An 18,000-nucleotide genomic window follows, 5' to 3' on the forward strand; every position below is an offset into this window, starting at 1 on the left:
GCCAGAGGGCGGCGCGGTCCAGTTCAAAGTGAGCCTAGACTTCTGCGATGCTGAACAGGCACGGCAAAATCGTGGGATTTCGTCTATTTCCCGAGCAGGCCGATGCGATCGGTCACGTCACGATCGCTGGCAAAGCCGTCATCGTCGCGCAGCCGCTGGCCGATCATCTTCACCAGTTCGGGATTGTCGGCGAATTTGGTGTGGTTGAAGCTATCGCTTCCCTTGACCTTTGAAAGATCGACCACGGTCACGCCGTAGGAGGCAAGATCGGCGGCATCCTTGTAGTCGCCGACGCGTGGCCGCGAGCCGGCAATCAGGCCGGAGAGCCTCAGTGCCCGATCGTCGTCGGACAACAGCAGGATGAATGGTTTGTCAGGCTTGCCGTAGCGCCTCATCTGGCTCTTGAACACATCGACATCGATGTCGGGTGAGGCCAGCACCACGTCGCCGAGCTTGCCGCCGAGATCGCGGTCGCCGCTGATGGCCATCTGGCGCAGCGTTTCCATCGTCACCCAGGTGCCCATCGAATGGGCGACGATGTCGATGCGCCGCGCTCCGGACTGCTCCAGCATCCTCAAGGTCACTTCGAGCTGGTCGCGGGCCGCGCTGGCGCTTTCCTTGTCATAGACATAGTCGGTGGTCTTGGCGCCGGAGGCCCAGGAAAACAGCACCGGCGTGCCCGGATAGCCGGAATCGTGGACGATCTGGGTCAAGCGGTAGACGGCATCATCGAAGCCGGTGTTGTAGCCATGGACGAAGACCATGACGCGGCCGCCGCGCGCCGCGATGTCAGCGTCGAGCGCGCTGGAGAACTTCGGCTGTGCGTCGTAGCCGACGACTTCGGACGCCATGAAATATTTGGCCGGGTCGTCGGATTTGCCGCGCGACCGGCGCTCGATCTGGCCGGTCTGGTGGGAGCCTGGCACCGTGACGGTGACACGGGCGTAATTCAGCGTGGCCGAGCGTTCACCGTCGAAAACCTTGTTGGGATCGTCGGATTTCTTGCGCGTCGTCGCGATGAAGATGCTGTGGTTGCCGGCGATCTCCGTCACCGGCGTCGCGACGATCGCGCTACCAAGCAGTTCCTGTGTTTGCGTACCGGCGCAGCCGGCGACGAGCAAGGCAAGGACAATGGCAAAGATATTCTTCAAAGGCACTCAGAAATTCCAACTCCGGCCAAAAGGCCTGCCTACCCCCGCGACATCCCGGACAGCCAGAGTGCGGCAGAACTAAGTCGCGTCCAGCCGAAATGTGGTCAGCGCCCGGTCACAGTCATCGCACTGTTGCGCGAAAGCCAAAACGGCGGCAGAAACGCCGGAATGTTGGAGAAGGGCAACACCTCCGGCTTGAGGCGGATGCCGAGTACATCCGCCATGAAGCCGCGTCGCGCCTCGATGCGGCTCCAGGCCTCGGGATAGCGCGCCGCGATCTCCTCGCGCAAAGGCTCGTCGGCGAGCGCGATGCCGTCCTCGATATTGGTGGTGAAATAGGCGCTGCCGGTCGCCGGGATGACGTCGACCTGCAGCGCCATGCCCGATCGCAGTCTGATGTCGGAGCCGGAAAACACCGGCGAATGCATCCATTCGTCGATATGGACGAGATGGCCGGGATTGAGTGAAACACCAAAGAAGGGATCGCCTATGCGGTCATGCACCGCTTTCCACAGCGTGCCTCCCGTGGTGCCGATGCCGATCGCTTCGTACCAGTCGACGACAGCGGCAAAATAGGGCGCGACCAGTCTTTCGACATAGTCGCGGATGGCATGCGGAAGTTCGGATGCCTCTTCGGCGAGGAAACCGGCGCGTGCATTGAGCGCACCCTGGATGCCATAGGCCATGGTGATCGGGTCGCCACGCCGGATGATGTCGAGGCGCGGGCTGGGCAGGCCATAGGCGGCACGCTTGCCCGCCGACAGCATCGGATGACAGCCATGCGGCAAGCCGTTCATGCCCATCAAGCGGGCCGCCTGCAATTCGGTCATGCCGGGTTCGATGCCTTGCAGGACATTGCGCAACCCCTGCGAGGTGAAGGTCGCGGCGAATTCGAAGGCAGCCAGTTGGTCGGCCTCGTTGATGGCGCGCAGCCCGTTGGTGGGGTTCATCAGCAGATTGGCCGCGTTCACGACCGCGCCCTTGTCGCCGACAAGCGCGCGCAGCGTATCGGCGACGAAGGAGGGCAGGTCGAGCGCCATCTCGCCAAAGCCGGCGTCACCCGCGCCGAATGGCTTCCAGCCGATGGCGCCGATGCGCTGGCCGGGCCTCAGGCCGCTATCGGCGAGGATGTCGGGCAGCGCGTCCGAGCGGTCGCGCGGCTGCGCCGGCAGCGAGAACGTCTGGTAGAGGACACGTTCGTATGGCCCGTCGCAGAGTTCGGCATAGCCCCAGCCTTCATTGCCGACGAGAAGCCTTGGCTGCTTGCCGGGAACGATGACCAGCAGCGTTTCCTCGAAGCGCGGATCATAGCCCGAGAGATAGGCGACATTGGCCGCGTGTTCGCGGTCGCCATAGATGGCGAAGGCATCGAGGCCGGCCTTGGCGCCCAGTGCCGTCAACGCCGCGATGCGGGCTTCGTGGGTGGCGCGCGCAACCAGCGGCATCACCGTCGGCTCGCCGAATTCCGGCAGCGACATGGATTTCAGGCCGACCGATGCGACAGGCATGAACAAACGCCTCCAAGTGCTTGCAAGGATTCTGCGAATGCCCGTTGCAGAGGGGCAAGACTGGCAGGACAATGGCGTCGGGGCCCCGGATATGCAATAGGCGGGATCGGCCGCACGACGGCAGCGGTTGCAACAAACAGCCGGAGCGCGGCCCGATCGATGATAGCGGTCTGCGGATAACAGGCGGTGCAAGGTGGTTTTCCGATGAACAGTTTCTCTTCCCGTGTCGCCACCGCTGCCGCCGCGATCCGCCAGATCTTTCCGGAAACGCCGCTGCAGGAGAACGACTACCTGTCGAAAAAGACCGGGGCTCGGGTGCTGCTGAAGCGTGAGGACCTGTCGCCGGTGCGTTCCTACAAGATCCGTGGCGCCTTCAATTTCTTCCGCAAGACACTTGCGGCCGGCAACGAGGCTGAACTGTTCGTCTGCGCGTCCGCCGGCAACCATGCGCAGGGCTTCGCTTTCGTCTGCCGCCACTTCGGCAAGAAAGGCGTCGTCTTCATGCCGGTGACGACGCCGCAGCAGAAGATCGACAAGACCAGGCTGTTCGGCGGCGATTTCGTCGAGATCAGGCTGGTCGGCGACTTTTTCGACGATTGCTACCGCGCCGCCTTCGAATTCACCGAAAGTTCCGGCGCCCACATGGTGCCGCCCTTCGACCACAAGGACATCATCGAGGGCCAGGCGACTGTCGCCTATGAGATATCAGACCAGATGCCGGGCGCCCGTATGCCCGACATCATCATGCTGCCGGTCGGCGGTGGCGGGCTCGCCGCCGGCGTCACCCATTATTTCGCCGATCAGGGCCGCGAAGCCCGCTTCGTCTTCTGTGAGCCGGCCGGTGCGCCTAGCCTGCGGGAGAGCCTCATTGCCGGAAAGCGCCTGAAGCTCGCCAAGGTCGACAATTTCGTCGATGGCGCGGCGGTCGCCGAGATTGGCCGCGAGCCGTTGCGGCATCTCAAGGATTTCCCAGCCGACATGGTGCGGCTGATCCCGGAGAACCGGCTCTGCGCCACCATGATCGAGATGCTCAATGTCGAAGGCGTCGTGCTGGAGCCGGCCGGCGCGCTGGCGATCGACGCGCTGAAGGATTTTTCCAGGAAGGAGATCAGGGGCAAGACGATCGTCGCCGTGGTTTCGGGCGGCAATTTCGATTTCGAGCGTCTGCCCGACGTTAAGGAGCGGGCTCTGCGCTTCGAGGGCCTGAAGAAATACTTCATCATCCGCTTTCCGCAGCGGCCGGGCGCCTTGCGCGATTTCCTTGAAATGCTTGGGCCCGACGACGACATCGCCCGCTTCGAATATCTGAAGAAATCGGCCCGCAATTTCGGTTCGGTGCTGATCGGCATCGAAACCAAGGATCGCCGCAATTTCGACCTGCTCAAGGCGAATTTTGAGGCCGAAGGCGTCCAGTACCAGGATATCACCGACAACGAGACACTGGCCGGGTTCATCATATGAGTGATCGATGATCAGATGACCGATCAGGGAAAAAGCTTCGTTGCGCTGTTTTCCGGCATCAATGTCGGCGGCAACCGCATCGTCAAGATGGCGGAGCTGCGGTCGTTCTTCCAGGACCTCGGATTTTCCGATGTCGCCACCTATGTCCAGAGCGGCAATGCCGTGTTTCGGGCAAAGTCGGGTGACGCGGCGACGCTGACGAAACAGATCGAAGCAGCCTTCGAGAAGAAATGGGGATTCCATTCGCGCATCATGGTGCGCGATCTCGGCTGGTTCGAGCGGCTGGTGAGCGAAAATCCCTATCCGGAAGTGGCCGCGGACCACACGAAGCTCCACGCCTATGTGCTGGAGCGCGAGCCGACCGGCGATGAGGTGGCGCGGCTGGCCGAAAAGTGCGCCGGTCCCGAACGGTTCTTGATCAAGGGCGACGTGCTCTATTTGCACGCGCCGGACGGGCTCGGCAAATCGGTCTTTGCCGGCCTGATCCCGCGTACGCTGAAAGTGCCGGGCACCGCTCGCAACTGGCGCTCGGTGTTGGCTCTGCTGGCGATGGCCGGTCAGGCAGGCAGAGCTTAGGCCGGTTACGCTGCCGCGGCGGGCTTCCAGTCGAAGGTCAGTTCTTCGCGAAAAGCAAAGCGCTTGATGTGATCGGCGACGACGCTTTCCAGCCGCTCGAGTGATCCGTTTTCCTCAGTTGACACCGTGATATGCAGCGCGCTCGCATCGGCATCCATCACCGTGCGACCGAGCGAGAGATCGATCGTGCCATGGAGCGGATCGAACTCCACGGGGAATTTGTGCGCCCAGTGCTTGCACAGCTGCTGCAAATAGCGGCTGGCATGTTCGGTGGCGACATCGGCATGGCTGGTCGGCATCAGTGAACTCTCCGGGATGGCAGGCGCCCATTGCTTGACATGGCGCCAGGCTTGCCAGGCTGGCGCGACAGCCGGGTAGATAGGTGCCGTCGCGCAAAACGCCAAAAGGCTGCCGGGCGATCTTTCGCCCGGATCGAGGCCTACCAGCTGCCGGTGTTCACCATTGAAGCCCAAGGCTCGGCCTTGGCCTTGGCCGGGCCTTTTTGCAGGAGCTCGATCGAAATGCCGTCCGGCGACCTGATGAAGGCCATGTTGCCATCGCGCGGCGGCCGGTTGATGGTGACGCCATTGTCCATCAGATGCTGGCAGGTGGCGTAGATGTCGTCGACCTCATAGGCGAGGTGGCCGAAATTACGCCCGCCCTTGTAGTCTTCCGGATCCCAATTGTAGGTCAGTTCGACCAACGGTGCTTTTTCGTTGACGCCGCTCTCCTCGTCTTCCGGTGCGGCCAGGAAGATCAGCGTGAAGCGGCCTTGCTCGTTTTCGTAGCGGCGCACCTCCTTGAGGCCGAGCTTGGCGCAGTAGAAATCGAGCGAGGCGTCGACGTCGGCGACGCGGACCATGGTGTGCAGATAGCGCATGTGATTTCCTCGATGAATTGCGTTGCGGCGCAACATAGGGTCGACCCGCTCAAAGGGCAATCGTTCGGCACTGCGCAATGCCGGCAAAGAACAAATCCGGTATTCCCCCAAAAAAGGCACGTCAGGTCTTGCACACACCGGAAGCCGCGGTGTTAATCTGGTGTCAAGAATCAGTTGCGGTGTTCTTGAAAAATAAGGGGGCATTGTTATGGGGGAAAAGGCCTCTTTCACGGGGCGGAACGGAACCCTTGGCGACGCCTTGCATCGTGACGAAGGCGGCGATGCTGCCGATCTGCTCGAAGTCGCTGGCGCCATCAAGTGGTTCGATGTGGCCAAGGGCTACGGTTTCATCCTTCCAGATGACGGCATCTCGGGCGACATCCTTCTCCATGTGACATGTCTTCGAAAGGACGGCTTCCAGACGGCCCTGGAGGGCGCACGCGTGGTCTGCCTCGTCAAGCAGGGCGATCGCGGATTGCAGGCCTTCCGGGTGCTCTCCATGGACGTCACCACCGCGGTCCATCCTGCCGAAATGCAGGAGCAGCGCACCCATATCGCGGTGACGCCGGAAAGCGGCCTCGAACGCGCTTTGGTGAAATGGTTCAACCGCACCAAGGGGTTTGGTTTTCTGACCCGCGGCGAGGGCACCGAGGACATCTTCGTCCACATGGAGACCTTGCGCCGTTACGGCATCACCGAGCTTCGGCCGGGGCAAGTCGTGCTGGTTCGTTTCGGGCGCGGCGACAAAGGCCTTATGGCCGCCGAGATTCACCCCGACATGGGGACCTTGCCGGTCTCGCACTAATTCAGTCGCCCAAAAGTGGCCCATCCCGACAGATCGGGATGGCGCTCGATCTCCTCTTTGTTTGACCATGATCTCTGGACATACGGTTTCCGTTTGTCCGAGAAAATCGGTTCCACTTTTCGGGATCGTGGTCTAATGCATGTCGCCCAAAGGCATGCCCACGAGCCTGATCCGAGGCGACGTGCTCCAGGACAATTTCCGGCCGAGGATTTTGAATGGCTTACAGGAACTGGCTGACGGCGGGTGTGTTGTGCGCCATTGTCGCCGTGGTCGTGGCCGCGGGTGCTTACTTCTATTCCGACCGGCCGACCGCGGCCGACAGCCGGGCGATGGTCCTTCCTGTCGATCCGGCGCCGCTGGTTGTGGTGACGAAAGGCGGCGATCGTTCTTTTTCCATCGAAGTCGCCAACACCGCCGCGGAGCGCGAGGCTGGGCTGATGTACCGCCAGGACATGGCGGACGACCATGGCATGTTGTTCGTCTTCGATATCCAGCAGCAGGTTGGCTTCTGGATGCAGAACACCCCGATGCCGCTTGATCTGATCTTTGTCGGCCAGGACGGCAAGATCCGGGCGATCAAACACGGCGAGCCGCAATCCGAGGCCATCATTTCGCCTGGCGTGCCGGTGCGTTTCGTGCTGGAGCTCAAAGCTGGCACCGCCGCCAGGAAAGGCATCGAGTATGGCGACCTGTTACGCCATCCGGCCGTTGGCACGGCGTCTGGTCCGGGCGTGCCGCCATCGGACAATGGCGATGCGCCCAACGGCGGTGCCGGTTGAGTGCGCAGGCGGGATCGCTGATGCAGGTTTTCACCCATGACGGCTTTGATCTTGCCTTCCTCGACCGCCAGCCGGCGTCGGGTAAGGGCGATCCGGTGCTGATGATCCACGGCTTTGCCTCGACCCACTATGTCAATTGGGTATCGCCGGGCTGGTTCAAGACGCTGAACGATGCCGGTTACCGCGCCATCGCCTTCGACAATCGCGGCCACGGCTCGTCGTCGAAGAGTTATGACGAGGCCGATTACACGCCGGACAAGATGGCTTCGGATGCCGCCGCCTTGCTTGGCCATCTCGGCATCGAGCGCGCCCATGTCATGGGCTATTCGATGGGCGCGCGCATCGCGGCGTTCCTGGCGCTGTCCGATCCGGACAAGGTGGCGACGCTGGTCTTCGGCGGTCTCGGCATCGGCATGATCGACGGCGTCGGCGATTGGGATCCGATCGCTGCGGCCCTGCTCGCCGACGATCCCGCGGCAACCAGTCATCGGCGCGGGCGATCGTTTCGCGCCTTCGCCGACCAGACCCGCAGCGACCGCCGGGCGCTGGCCGCCTGTATCGCCAGGTCGAGAGAATTGCTGAGCGAGGACGATCTTGCGCGCATTGCCCAGCCGACGCTGATCGCCGTCGGCACGACGGACGACATTGGCGGTTCGCCCGACGAACTCGCGGCATTGATGCCGAACGCCAGGGCCTTTCACATCGAGGGCCGGGACCATATGCTGGCGGTCGGGGACAAGACCTTCAAGCAACGCGTGCTGGAGTTCTATGCCGAAAATCCGCTCTGAGCGGACGGCGGCGGGGGCGTAAGGGCCGCCAACGAGCGCGCCATATTCGCTCGGGCCTGCGGCTCGAAGCGCCGGCGAAACTCTTCGGTGTGGAAGATATGCGGGCGGGCGAGGAAATTCTTCAGGACCGCGCTGCGGCCGGCCCGCCACATCGGCTCCTCAACCCAGTGATATTCGCGCCGCACAGCACGTTCATAGGCATCGAAGGCATCCGGCGCAGCACCCAGGATTGACAGATCCATGTCGAGGAAAAGGCTGGCGTCCCGTACTGCCGTCGGGTCGTCAAACAACGGCAGTTGGTGGGTGGCTGTAGCGACGATCATCGCCGAGATGCGGTCGAGGCGCCCGGCTTCAGCGCGGCCCGCGAGCTTCTTCTCGGCAAGGGCGGCACTTTGGATCTCATTGTCCTTGGCCTTGCTGTCATAAATGGCATCGTGGAACCAGATCGCCGCTTCGACGGCTTCGGGATCGCCGAGCAACCCTCGATAGCCGCCTGCGAGCGCCAGCATCGCCTCGATATGGGCAAGGTTGTGATAGTGACGGTCTTGCGCGGCGTAGAGCGCCGAAAGCTCACTTTTCAGCGCGTCGTCGATCAAGGGTTCGTTTTCCAGAAACGACGTCACTATCCACCCGATGAAATACTCCCGGCATCCTGGGCCAAAACACGGCCTAGCAGAAGGCGTCGGGGGAGTCATGGTGCCGCAGCCGATTGACCAATTCGCATGATGGCGGGAAGCTGCTTGGCATGAGCAGGATCCACACGGTCACTCGCTCGGACGCATGTTGTCATTTTCAAAGCACTCAAACCCAAGGAGCCTGACATGACCACCGCAACCGAGACCCCGAGACCGGGGACTATCGACATGAAGCTGGAGGCCGTCATCATTTCCGTTTCGGATGCCGATCGGGCCAAGCGTTTCTATGGTGGCCTGGGCTGGAGGCTGGACGCCGACTTCATCGTTGGCGATGCGTTTCGGGTCATACAGTTCACGCCCCCGGGTTCGCCATGCTCGATCCATTTTGGCAAGGGTCTCACGACCGCCGCGCCAGGCTCTGCAAAGGGACTTTATCTCGTGGTGTCCGATATCGTGGCGGCACGTGCCGAACTGGTGGCGCGCGGGGTCGATGCGAGCGAAGTGTTTCACCGTGCGGCGCCCGGGCAGCCGCCGATCAGCGGCAGAGATCCGGAGGGGCGCAGCTATTCCTCCTTTGCCTCGTTCAGCGACCCGGACGGCAACAGCTGGCTGCTGCAGGAGATCACCCAGCGATTGCCTGGGCGCGTGGATGCGCACGACACGACATTCACCTCATCGACCGAACTTGCCGCCGCGCTGCGGCGTGCGGCGGCCGCKCATGGCGGGCACGAGACGCGGACCGGCGGACAGCGCGATGAAAACTGGCCCGACTGGTATGCCGAATACATGGTGGCCGAACAGGCCGGCAAGCCGCTGCCGACGTGACCAGCGGCCATGGTAGCGCGGCGCCATCGATGTCGCGGTTCACTTGGGCTCGCAGGCCATCTGATCGCCATGCTTTGCGCCCGGCCAAGCGCGGAAGGGTCGCTTGTTCGGCCCGTCGTCGATCAAGGGTTCGTTTTCCATGGCCGCTTGAATTCCCGCGAACCAAATCCATTTGACATTGCACTAAGGAAAATTGAGTTCAATCGTGCTATGATCTGGCTTATATGTGCGGCCGGACAACAGGCAGACACAACAGGCCAGGCCGGCAGACGCAGGACGAGACGGCGATGAACAGCATCAGCATTTCCCGACAGAGCGCATTGCAGCCGGTCGATCCGATCTGGCGCTCGATCCGCGACGAGGCGATGGAGGCGGTCAACCGCGACCCGCTGCTTGCCGCGTTCCTCTATTCCACCATCCTCAACCAGGACAGCCTGGAAGAGGCGGTCATCCATCGGCTGGCCGAGCGGCTCGACCATCAGGACATCGGCTCCGATCTCATCCGCCAAACCTTCAAGTCGATGCTGGCCGACGACAAGGACTGGCCGACGACCGTGCGTGTCGACATCCAGGCCTATTACGACCGCGATCCGGCCTGCGACCGCTTCATCATGCCGGTGCTCTATTTCAAGGGCTTTCACGCCATCCAGACCCATCGGCTGGCGCATTGGCTGTGGAAGCAGGGCCGTAAGGATTTCGCGCTCTATCTGCAGAGCCGTTCGTCCTCGGTCTTCCAGACCGACATCAACCCGGCCGCCCGCATCGGCAAGGGCATCTTCATCGACCATGCCACCGGCCTCGTCGTCGGCGAGACCGCGGTCATCGAGGATGATGTGTCGATCCTGCATGGCGTGACGCTGGGCGGCACCGGCAAGGCCGGCGGCGACCGTCACCCCAAGATCCGCTACGGCGTGTTGATCGGCGCCGGCGCCAAGATCCTGGGCAACATCGAAATCGGCCATTGCTCGAAGATCGCGGCAGGCTCGGTGGTGCTGTCGCCTGTACCGCACAACAAGACGGTTGCCGGCGTGCCGGCCCGCGTTGTCGGCGAGACGGGCTGCGATCAGCCGTCGCGCCAGATGGACCAGCTTCTGCCGTCGCAGACGATGGATCAGGTCGTCAGCTTCGACATCTGATTTTCATCTGCCCGCTGCCTGCGGCCGGGTGCCGGCCGTGGGAAGGAGCGGGCGATTGTTCCCGTGTTATCGGGCCGCTTGCCTTTACATCGCCATTGTCGACGTGCCAGAAGCGCGTTCGAACGAGCAAGCCCGATGATCGGAGAAGACTGTTGAAGCCCGACGAAATCAGAAAGCTGGACGCCTATTTCAAGCGCGTCTTCCAGAACCCCAAGCTCGAGGTCAAGGCACGGCCGCGCAAGGAAGATTCGGCCGAGGTCTATGTCGGCAACGAGTTCCTCGGCATCGTCTTCAAGGACGAGGACGACGGCGACTACAATTTTTCGATGGCGATCCTCGACATCGACCTGGCCTGAGCCAGTAATCCTGCGCTCGGCCGGCTCCGCTTCGAATGCGGCCGGCCAGCCCGATTTCCCCTCCTAATGTCCTTTTTTCAGGAAGCGCGCGGCTTGGCCGGCGATTGCCGCATCGAGCGCCTGCCAGTCACCCAGGAACTCCCTGGGGAAGCGATAGGTGAGGCTGAGCTCGTCGCCAACCTGGATGTCGCGCTCGCAGGGCGCCAGCGATTCCTCGGCACTCGGCCCGCTCAGGCAGCGGGCCACGAACGGGTCCTTGCCAGGGCGCTTGCCGACAACCAGCACCTCGTTCAGGTACCCTGATTTCTCGTTGAAGCCGTACACCGTCGTGCCGCCGGGGCCAGCAATGCCGGGTTGGATGATCAACGCACTGTAGATCGGCGCGAAGCGGCCGCTCATGTCGCGCGACATCATCTGCTGTTCGAAGGACAGGAAGATGATGCTCCTGCTCGCTCCCATGTGATTGAAATCGTCGCGCGCCGGCTCGCTGTAGCCGTCCATCTGGGGATAGCGCAGATAGAGGTCGAGCCGCGAGGCAATGCCGTCGCGCCGGGCCTGGGCGAAACGGATCACGTTGGCCGGCACGGCGATGACATTGTTGCCGATCACCACCTGATGGATCGTTGCGTCATCGGTGTATCCGGCCATGGCGATCGAATGGCCGAACCATTTGCCGGCAAGGCTGATCGCTACCGACAGCAGCGCCAGCGCCGCGAATGCGTAGAACACCCGCTTCATCAAGACGGAATCGACCACGGTGAGTTGGGGGCCGTCGCTGATCGCTGCCTGCTTCATCTCAGTCCTTAGATATCGGCCGTCCGCCCTTGGGTGTCCTCGGGCGGCACACATCGCGCGGCACGGCTCTTGCAGCCTTCATGGAACGACTGTGCAATTTCATGGTAAATGGAACGTAAAGATGGGCACGCTGGAACTCACCGTATTCGCTTTTGTCGTCGGGATGACAGCTTGCGGGCTGGCTGGATCGATGATGGAACTGGTGTCGGGCCGCAAGGTCGCTTTCACAGAGCCCTATGTGTCGCCGTCGCATCTGCTGCGCTCGCTGCTCGCCACCGCTTGTGCGGGCCCCTTCATGTTGGTCAACGACGCCCTCGATGCCCGGCGTGAGCGCCGCATTTCGACCTTGGCGCTGATGTCCTGCGGCTGCACGGCCATCGCCTGGTCTTTGGCGCTGGGCGTCGTCGTGCTTGCCATTGCCTCCTGGACGATCGGTCTCCTAGGCTCCAGCCTTCCAGGCTGAGACGATTCGGAGACCGAAAATGCCGCTTTACGCGATCGATGGAACGGAACCGAGCTTCACGGATGCGGACTCAAACTGGATCGCGCCCGACGCGACGCTGATCGGCGACGTGCGCGTCGGCCGCAATGCCGGCTTCTGGTTCGGCGCCGTCATCCGCGGCGACAATGAGCCGATCGTCATCGGTGCCGACACCAATGTGCAGGAACACACGGTGATGCACACCGATCCGGGCTTCCCGCTGACCATCGGGCAAGGCTGCACCATCGGCCACCGCGCCTTGCTGCACGGCTGCACGATCGGCGACAACAGCCTGGTCGGCATGGGCGCCATCGTGCTGAACGGCGCGAGGATCGGCAGGAACTCGCTGGTTGGCGCCGGCGCGCTGGTCACAGAGGGAAAGGAATTCCCTGACAATTCACTGATCGTCGGCTCGCCGGCCAAGGCGGTGAGGGTGCTGGACGAGGCGGCCGTTTCCAGACTGCGCGGCTCGGCCGCGCACTACGTCGCCAATGGCAAGCGCTTCAAGGCGGGATTGAAGAAGGTTTGAGGTGAGACCTCGCTCGCCGATGGTTTCATCGCGCCCCAACTCACCGTCGGTTGGAACTGCGCCTGGCCATCGCATCGCGCAGCAGGGAAGCGCCAGCCTCAAAGYCGGCAATGTCGGCTTCCTCGGCGGCTGTCCTGTAGTCATCGATGCGGGTTTCGAGCGCGGGGTCGGCGCCTGCCGCCAAAAGCAGGCCGATCGCCTCGACGCTCCGGACGGCCACCGAATAGTGAAGCGGCGTCCAGTCGTTCACGCCCCGCATATTGGGATCGGCGCCACCCTCGATCAGCACCCGCACGATTTCCAGCCTGTCGACCCGGTCGGTGGATAGCGCCGCAATGATTGCCGGAAATCCACCGTGATCCTGATAATTCGGATCCGAGCCTGCATCCAGCAAAGTCGAGATGAATCCTAAGGGACTCCAATAGATCGCATATTCCAGCGGGTGCCCGAGGCCGAGTTCGAACGGCATGCGCTCGTCGAACCAGCAGGGCGAGCCGCCCAAGGCCACGCCGAGGCCCTCGAAATCGCCGGCCTTGAAGGCATCGTCGATCGCCTTGAACAGGCGATGGCGCTCGCATCGATCTTCCGGGATTTCCAACATCGCTGTGATCCAGAAGGCGAAACCAACGGCCTATAGTGCCTCGATCTCCTGCCCGTGGAAAGGCAGCCTTGATGTTCTGGCGCGATTGGCGGGTCGATGGGACCTATGACCCTCTAGGCATCGCTAAGCGGTTTTGTTTTTTACCTTCTTCCCAGCCGTAGGCTTGGTCCGTATTCGCATGGCTCCGCCCTGGACTTCGATTTCAAATGCGTCTGTGTTCCTCACCAGATCGCTCAGTTTGCTGAAACCGTAGCTGCGGGGATCAAAATCTGAAAACAGGTTTGATAGCCGGTGTCCGAAGTTTCCGAGGTGTACCCAACCATCCTCGCCTTCCATCTGGCCGATGACCTTCTTGAGCATGGGAATCGCGGCACTGGGCACTTGAAGCGGCTTGGCTGCGGGCGCACTATCGTGAGTGTTTGCGGTGCCGCGCAGAAGATTTTCGGTATAGACGAAACGCCGACATGCTTGCCGGAAACTTTCTGGAGTTTTCTGCTCCCCAAACCCGAACACGTCGACGCCTTGTTCGCGTATGCGCGCAGCAAGCCGGGTGAAATCACTGTCGGAAGAGACCAGGCAGAAACCGTCGAAACGACCGCTGTGAAGCAGGTCCATGGCGTCGATCACCAGTGTGATATCGGACGCGTTTTTCCCGATGGTGTTAGCGAACTGCTGCTGCGGGATAATCGCATGCTTTGACAAGACATCAGCCCATCCCTTCGACCGGACGTTTGAAAAGTCACCGTAGATGCGGCGGACGCTGGCTTCGCCAATCTTCGCGATCTCCTCGAACAGGCCGTCGACAATCTTGGCCGAAGCGTTGTCGGCGTCGATAAGAACCGCAAGGCGCGGTGATCGGGGTTCGGTCGGCATGCGACACTTCCTGGGCTGACGCACTCTCGAGTTTCGAACTGTAGCTGGTGAAACTCATCACCAACCGCGGTTCACTACTCTGCCGTTGTAGCAGAAGTAAGCCGCAAATCGAAATCTAAGCTGTTGGAATTGTGCCTTTATCGGGGTWTCAAAAGATTATCCCAGAAATGGCGGAGCCGGCCCGGGGACGGGGCCGGCTCCTTTGACCCGGTCGTTGGGGACGGGGAGGGTGGGGACTCGACCGGGTTTCTCCTGAAGCGGTCGCCTTCATGCGACGCGCTTGACCTCTAGTTTATGCATGTCGTTATCTCAAAACCGGGGCCGCTTTTGAGCGACATGCATTAGCGGACGCTGGCGACCGCGTCTGAACGGCCATCGTTGATCGTCACCCAAACACCGGAATTCTGGTCTGACTGGCGCTTGAGATAGGTGTAGTCCGTGTCCGTCCAGGCGAGCACCTTGGTTTCCAGATTGTCGAGGATGAATTCCCCAAGGCTGGTGCGCACGGTCAGCACCGCGTGGCCGTCGCCGTTCGGCTGGCGCGCGACAGTCATCAGCAGATTTCCGGCCGGCACGCCCGCATTCATCAATTCGCGGCGCTTTTCCAGCGCGTAGTCTTCGCAATCGCCATAGCCATTGTCGGGATAGGCCCAGTATTCCTCGGCACCGTAATTTTCCATGTCGGTGCGCGGCTTGACCCTCGTGTTGACCGAATTGTTGATGCTGACGATCGTCGCCCACAATTTGCGCGTCAGTTCGACCGGTGGGCCCTTGGGCGTCCGTTCGCTGCATTCGCCAGGTATGCGCTGGCAGAATTCATAATGGCCAACAGGCTGCGTGGTGCGTCCGCCGGTGTGCATATAGGCCGGTCCCGCGGCATATGCTGATCCCCAAGCGGTAAGCTGCATCGCCATTGCCGCCAGCAACAGCTTGCCCCTCGTCTTCTTCATTCCGGTAGTCTCCCCGTTCGAAGGAGACATTGCCACATGTGGATTTATTTGGGGCAAAAGTGCGAAGTAGATATTGAGTAAAACCTCAGTAGAATAAGCGTAAAATTTGAATCACTTGAGTATTGAATTTTTTGGAGTTTTGCGACGGGGCGGTCGGTGAGCCTCTTGTCATGCTGGCCCTGCAGGGAACGGTCGCGGACTGTCGAAGCTTCTCCGTCCGGGCATGAAAAATAAAAAAACCGGCCGCAAAGGCCGGTTTCCTGGAGTGCTTGTGTCGGCCTTGTCAGGCGCGCGGGGTGTTGAATTCGGAATCGAGCGTTTCGGGACGCTGGATGACGGCGAATTCGATGGCGACGCCGTCCTCGAAATGGCGGACGATCTGCCCGCGCATCGTGCCGAGCATGACCTGGACGCCGATCGCCGGCTTGACGTCGATCTCGATCGCGGCGCCGGAAAGCGACAGGTCGATGATACGGCACTGGTACTGGCGCCCGTCGGTGAGCTGCAGCACGCTGGTCGGGTTGCGCGGCGCGACACGCTCGTGCCGGCGGTCTTCCGGCAGGTCGAGTTCGTGCTTGTTGGCAAGCCACGTCAACTGCGCGGCAAGCTTGTCCTTCTTGCGGTCGGACGCGATGACGGTCATCGCGAAACCGTCCTGCAAGGTGCGCGTAACGACACCTTCGATGCGGCCGATATGGTCGATATAAGCGATGACTTTTTCGCCCGGCATGCCAATGCGTTCGGTGCGAAGCGCTACATTGCCCGGTGACATGTCGACGACCTGGCAGGGGTGTTCGGTGCGGTCTTCCAGCATGAAGCGCCCGTAAATCTTGACCCGGACGCGCTGAAAGTTACGCCTTTCAGCTTGGGACGGCGCATAGTCGACCGCCGCTGACCTCATGACTGCCACACCTCGTTTGGCATCCCGCGCGTCGATGCGAGGAACTTCATCGGAGAAGTACAACAATAAGGGTTAACAAAGGGGAAAAGCAGGCCCCGTTGCGGCGAGATTTGGCCCCTATTCCTCGCGTCCGCCATCGAAGACGACGAGATGGCGGATGCGGCGCGCGCGGCCTAACGCTGATATCGTCTCGGGTGTCGCGAGTTCGTCGGGAACGAGCGAAGGAACATCGATCGCCGGACGGTTGTTGAGGAGTTCCTTCTCCGGATCGATGACGCGAATCGAATCGATCAACGCGTCGGTGATCGGATCGGCACCCAGCCAGAAGGGCTTCTCCACGGCGCTTATCACGCCCAGGCAGCGCGGATTTTCAACACCGCCGTCAAGCGGCAAGGCGAGCAGTTCGAACTTGTTGGTACGGCCGTTGCGGCTGAAACCCTCGAAGGCGATGAGCACGACCGACTTCTGGTCGAAGACGCCATGGATCAGCCTCGAGACGAGCCGCTGATCCTTCTCGCGCCACAGCGACGGAAAGGAAAACCCCTTGAGCTCACGGCCATAATAGGCGCAAAGCCTGGTGCCGGCGAGCCGGAAGACGGCTTGTCCGCGCGTGTCCCTTTCCAGGATGAACGTATCGGCCAGCAGCGACTTGATGTCGGCCGGCTCGACCTCCGAACGCTTCGGGGCGGGGCGTCCGTCACGCAGGCGGTTCCAATATTGGAACAGCGTGATCGATCCGTTCTGGTTCATGCTATTCTGCTCCGCGCAATCTGTCGTCTGATGTCCCATCGGTGAACAGAAAGGGCGCCCTCCGATGACCTACATGCGTTGCGGAGCAGGAAGCGTGCCAGCGTCGTTAACACTTGTTCACGGGTCGGGGCCGTTAAGGTTAACAACTGGTTGACGTTGCAGCGAGGCGGCCCCTATGGCACACAAAAACCACTCCAGAAGCGGTCGTTTCGCGACGATCGGCAGCACTTCAGTTAAGAGTTTTAGGGGGAGCAGGGGGCTCGACCGGCCGTTCAAGGGAAACCTTGAGCGGCTTTTTTTTGATTCGCGATGAGGCGATTCGCCGTTTGCGGTTCGTTCGGGGGTGATCTAGATGCTCGAACCCGAATCCCTGCTTGAGTGCAATTTCATATGAGCGAACCGGAAGGCCCCTCGGAAATCGAGCCGATCGAGGATGGAGCCGAACAACGGCGAGAGCCGGTGTTCAATCTGCCACCTGTCGTCCTGGCGGTGATGGGCATATGCGCGGTCGTCTACCTGTTGCAGCAGTACGTGCTAACCCAGGAACAGCAACTGACGCTGCTCTACGACGGGGCCTTCATCCCTGTTCTCTACACCGGCAAATACGGCTTCGACTGGTTCCTTTTCACTCGCCCGTTCACCTACGCCTTCCTGCATGGCAGCTTTGCCCATATTGCCATCAACATGGTCTGGCTCGCCGCTTTCGGTTCGCCATTGGCAAATCGCCTGGGGCCGCTTCGGTTCGCGCTGTTCTTTGCGGTGACCGGGCTGGCTTCGGTTGCGCTTTTCTGGGCCATGCATCCGTACGGAGAAGCGCCGCTGGTCGGGGCATCGGGCGCTATTTCCGGCATGATGGGCGCTGCCGCGCGTTTCGGTTTCCACACCCAGCGCTCGTCGGCCGGCAAGGCTGCCTTCGCCGGCCCCGTGCTGCCAATCGCCATCGTCCTGCGCTCGCGCGGCGTCGTGATCTTCCTTGCCGTGTGGATGATCATCAACCTAGCCACTGGCCTTCTCGGCTTTGCCCCCGGAATTGACGGCCAGATCGCCTGGGAGGCCCATATTGGCGGCTTTGTCGCCGGCTTCTTCGGCCTGCGCTGGTTCGACCGACCATGGCAGGCGCCTGAATGGGACACCACCGACCGCCGCACTTGAAATGCAACCGATGACGGCGCACCATGTTCACTCTTATGTGAAGCCGGTCAGGGCAGGAACCGGCAGGC

General features: G+C 61.6%; 22 protein-coding genes. 11 read left to right on the plus strand and 11 right to left on the minus strand.

The genetic code is table 11. From position 1 onward, the window contains the following. Positions 1 to 83 precede the first annotated feature (83 nt). Together AC1D0I_RS20830 and AC1D0I_RS20835 are read right to left on the minus strand one after the other, a co-directional pair. Positions 84 to 1,157 carry an alpha/beta hydrolase gene (locus AC1D0I_RS20830; protein ID WP_457153908.1) on the minus strand — a complete coding sequence of 358 codons (1,074 nt, stop codon included), beginning with the start codon at positions 1,155 to 1,157 and terminating at the stop codon, positions 84 to 86. Positions 1,158 to 1,255: 98 nt separating this feature from the next. Continuing rightward, entirely contained in the window at positions 1,256 to 2,659 is a 1,404-nt protein-coding gene (locus AC1D0I_RS20835; RefSeq protein ID WP_477397395.1) for an aminopeptidase P family N-terminal domain-containing protein, read from the minus strand. 204 nt (positions 2,660 to 2,863) lie between these two features. Between AC1D0I_RS20835 and ilvA the strand changes: the two genes are divergently transcribed. Further along, on the plus strand, positions 2,864 to 4,120 hold the full coding sequence (ilvA, locus tag AC1D0I_RS20840) for a threonine ammonia-lyase IlvA (RefSeq protein ID WP_095090734.1): 1,257 nt from the start codon (positions 2,864 to 2,866) through the stop codon (positions 4,118 to 4,120). A gap of 15 nt (positions 4,121 to 4,135) precedes the next feature. After that, on the plus strand, positions 4,136 to 4,696 hold the full coding sequence (locus AC1D0I_RS20845; RefSeq protein WP_477397397.1) for a DUF1697 domain-containing protein: 561 nt from the start codon (positions 4,136 to 4,138) through the stop codon (positions 4,694 to 4,696). Between the two features lie 5 nt (positions 4,697 to 4,701). On the opposite strand, the gene AC1D0I_RS20850 is transcribed toward AC1D0I_RS20845, so the two are convergent. Beyond that, the gene (locus tag AC1D0I_RS20850; protein WP_477397399.1) at positions 4,702 to 4,995 is read right to left on the minus strand and encodes a DUF2218 domain-containing protein; all 294 of its coding nucleotides are present in this window, start codon (positions 4,993 to 4,995) and stop codon (positions 4,702 to 4,704) included. A gap of 140 nt (positions 4,996 to 5,135) precedes the next feature. Then, positions 5,136 to 5,576 (minus strand): VOC family protein, encoded by a 441-nt coding sequence (locus AC1D0I_RS20855; protein WP_477397401.1) that lies wholly within the window; start codon positions 5,574 to 5,576, stop codon positions 5,136 to 5,138. 208 nt (positions 5,577 to 5,784) lie between these two features. Between AC1D0I_RS20855 and AC1D0I_RS20860 the strand changes: the two genes are divergently transcribed. The 3 genes from AC1D0I_RS20860 to AC1D0I_RS20870 all read left to right on the plus strand — a co-directional run bounded on the left by AC1D0I_RS20860 (position 5,785) and on the right by AC1D0I_RS20870 (position 7,948). After that, positions 5,785 to 6,381 carry a cold-shock protein gene (locus AC1D0I_RS20860; RefSeq protein WP_457152787.1) on the plus strand — a complete coding sequence of 199 codons (597 nt, stop codon included), beginning with the start codon at positions 5,785 to 5,787 and terminating at the stop codon, positions 6,379 to 6,381. Between the two features lie 215 nt (positions 6,382 to 6,596). Next, a complete protein-coding gene (locus AC1D0I_RS20865) occupies positions 6,597 to 7,160 on the plus strand; it encodes a DUF192 domain-containing protein (RefSeq protein ID WP_477397403.1) in 564 nt (187 codons plus the stop codon). A gap of 20 nt (positions 7,161 to 7,180) precedes the next feature. Beyond that, positions 7,181 to 7,948, plus strand: coding sequence for an alpha/beta fold hydrolase (locus tag AC1D0I_RS20870; protein WP_477397405.1), 768 nt, complete (start codon positions 7,181 to 7,183; stop codon positions 7,946 to 7,948). Here the strand turns inward: AC1D0I_RS20870 and AC1D0I_RS20875 are convergent. Continuing rightward, positions 7,927 to 8,559 (minus strand): HD domain-containing protein, encoded by a 633-nt coding sequence (locus tag AC1D0I_RS20875; RefSeq protein WP_477397459.1) that lies wholly within the window; start codon positions 8,557 to 8,559, stop codon positions 7,927 to 7,929. The two genes, AC1D0I_RS20870 and AC1D0I_RS20875, sit on opposite strands and share 22 nt — an antisense overlap. Positions 8,560 to 8,769: 210 nt before the next feature. Here AC1D0I_RS20875 and AC1D0I_RS20880 point away from each other — a divergent pair, with 210 nt between their 5' ends. The 3 genes from AC1D0I_RS20880 to AC1D0I_RS20890 all read left to right on the plus strand — a co-directional run bounded on the left by AC1D0I_RS20880 (position 8,770) and on the right by AC1D0I_RS20890 (position 10,900). Beyond that, positions 8,770 to 9,408, plus strand: coding sequence for a VOC family protein (locus tag AC1D0I_RS20880; protein WP_477397407.1), 639 nt, complete (start codon positions 8,770 to 8,772; stop codon positions 9,406 to 9,408). Between the two features lie 287 nt (positions 9,409 to 9,695). Then, entirely contained in the window at positions 9,696 to 10,544 is an 849-nt protein-coding gene (gene cysE / locus AC1D0I_RS20885; RefSeq protein WP_095091679.1) for a serine O-acetyltransferase, read from the plus strand. A gap of 152 nt (positions 10,545 to 10,696) precedes the next feature. Next, positions 10,697 to 10,900, plus strand: coding sequence for a DUF3126 family protein (locus AC1D0I_RS20890; RefSeq protein WP_477397409.1), 204 nt, complete (start codon positions 10,697 to 10,699; stop codon positions 10,898 to 10,900). A 63-nt stretch (positions 10,901 to 10,963) separates the two neighbouring features. Here the strand turns inward: AC1D0I_RS20890 and AC1D0I_RS20895 are convergent, their stop codons facing one another. Further along, positions 10,964 to 11,695, minus strand: coding sequence for a hypothetical protein (locus AC1D0I_RS20895; protein WP_477397411.1), 732 nt, complete (start codon positions 11,693 to 11,695; stop codon positions 10,964 to 10,966). A 121-nt stretch (positions 11,696 to 11,816) separates the two neighbouring features. Between AC1D0I_RS20895 and AC1D0I_RS20900 the strand changes: the two genes are divergently transcribed. Together AC1D0I_RS20900 and AC1D0I_RS20905 are read left to right on the plus strand one after the other, a co-directional pair. After that, entirely contained in the window at positions 11,817 to 12,158 is a 342-nt protein-coding gene (locus tag AC1D0I_RS20900) for a DUF6949 family protein (protein WP_457152792.1), read from the plus strand. 19 nt (positions 12,159 to 12,177) lie between these two features. Next, the gene (locus tag AC1D0I_RS20905) at positions 12,178 to 12,705 is read left to right on the plus strand and encodes a gamma carbonic anhydrase family protein (protein ID WP_477397412.1); all 528 of its coding nucleotides are present in this window, start codon (positions 12,178 to 12,180) and stop codon (positions 12,703 to 12,705) included. A gap of 40 nt (positions 12,706 to 12,745) precedes the next feature. On the opposite strand, the gene AC1D0I_RS20910 is transcribed toward AC1D0I_RS20905, so the two are convergent. The 5 genes from AC1D0I_RS20910 to AC1D0I_RS20930 all read right to left on the minus strand — a co-directional run bounded on the left by AC1D0I_RS20910 (position 12,746) and on the right by AC1D0I_RS20930 (position 16,780). Further along, positions 12,746 to 13,306 carry an ankyrin repeat domain-containing protein gene (locus AC1D0I_RS20910; RefSeq protein WP_477397414.1) on the minus strand — a complete coding sequence of 187 codons (561 nt, stop codon included), beginning with the start codon at positions 13,304 to 13,306 and terminating at the stop codon, positions 12,746 to 12,748. A gap of 123 nt (positions 13,307 to 13,429) precedes the next feature. Next, positions 13,430 to 14,179: an NYN domain-containing protein gene (locus AC1D0I_RS20915; RefSeq protein ID WP_477397416.1), complete on the minus strand. Its 750-nt coding sequence runs from the start codon at positions 14,177 to 14,179 to the stop codon at positions 13,430 to 13,432. A 341-nt stretch (positions 14,180 to 14,520) separates the two neighbouring features. Further along, positions 14,521 to 15,129: a transglutaminase-like cysteine peptidase gene (locus tag AC1D0I_RS20920; protein ID WP_477397418.1), complete on the minus strand. Its 609-nt coding sequence runs from the start codon at positions 15,127 to 15,129 to the stop codon at positions 14,521 to 14,523. A 283-nt stretch (positions 15,130 to 15,412) separates the two neighbouring features. Further along, on the minus strand, positions 15,413 to 16,030 hold the full coding sequence (locus AC1D0I_RS20925; protein WP_095091678.1) for a PilZ domain-containing protein: 618 nt from the start codon (positions 16,028 to 16,030) through the stop codon (positions 15,413 to 15,415). Positions 16,031 to 16,147: 117 nt separating this feature from the next. Beyond that, positions 16,148 to 16,780: a PAS domain-containing protein gene (locus AC1D0I_RS20930; RefSeq protein ID WP_477228507.1), complete on the minus strand. Its 633-nt coding sequence runs from the start codon at positions 16,778 to 16,780 to the stop codon at positions 16,148 to 16,150. Between the two features lie 390 nt (positions 16,781 to 17,170). Here AC1D0I_RS20930 and AC1D0I_RS20935 point away from each other — a divergent pair, with 390 nt between their 5' ends. Further along, entirely contained in the window at positions 17,171 to 17,932 is a 762-nt protein-coding gene (locus tag AC1D0I_RS20935) for a rhomboid family intramembrane serine protease (protein WP_477397420.1), read from the plus strand. Positions 17,933 to 18,000: the final 68 nt, after the last annotated feature.

The sequence above is a fragment of the Mesorhizobium sp. P2_D1 genome, from assembly GCF_056404455.1.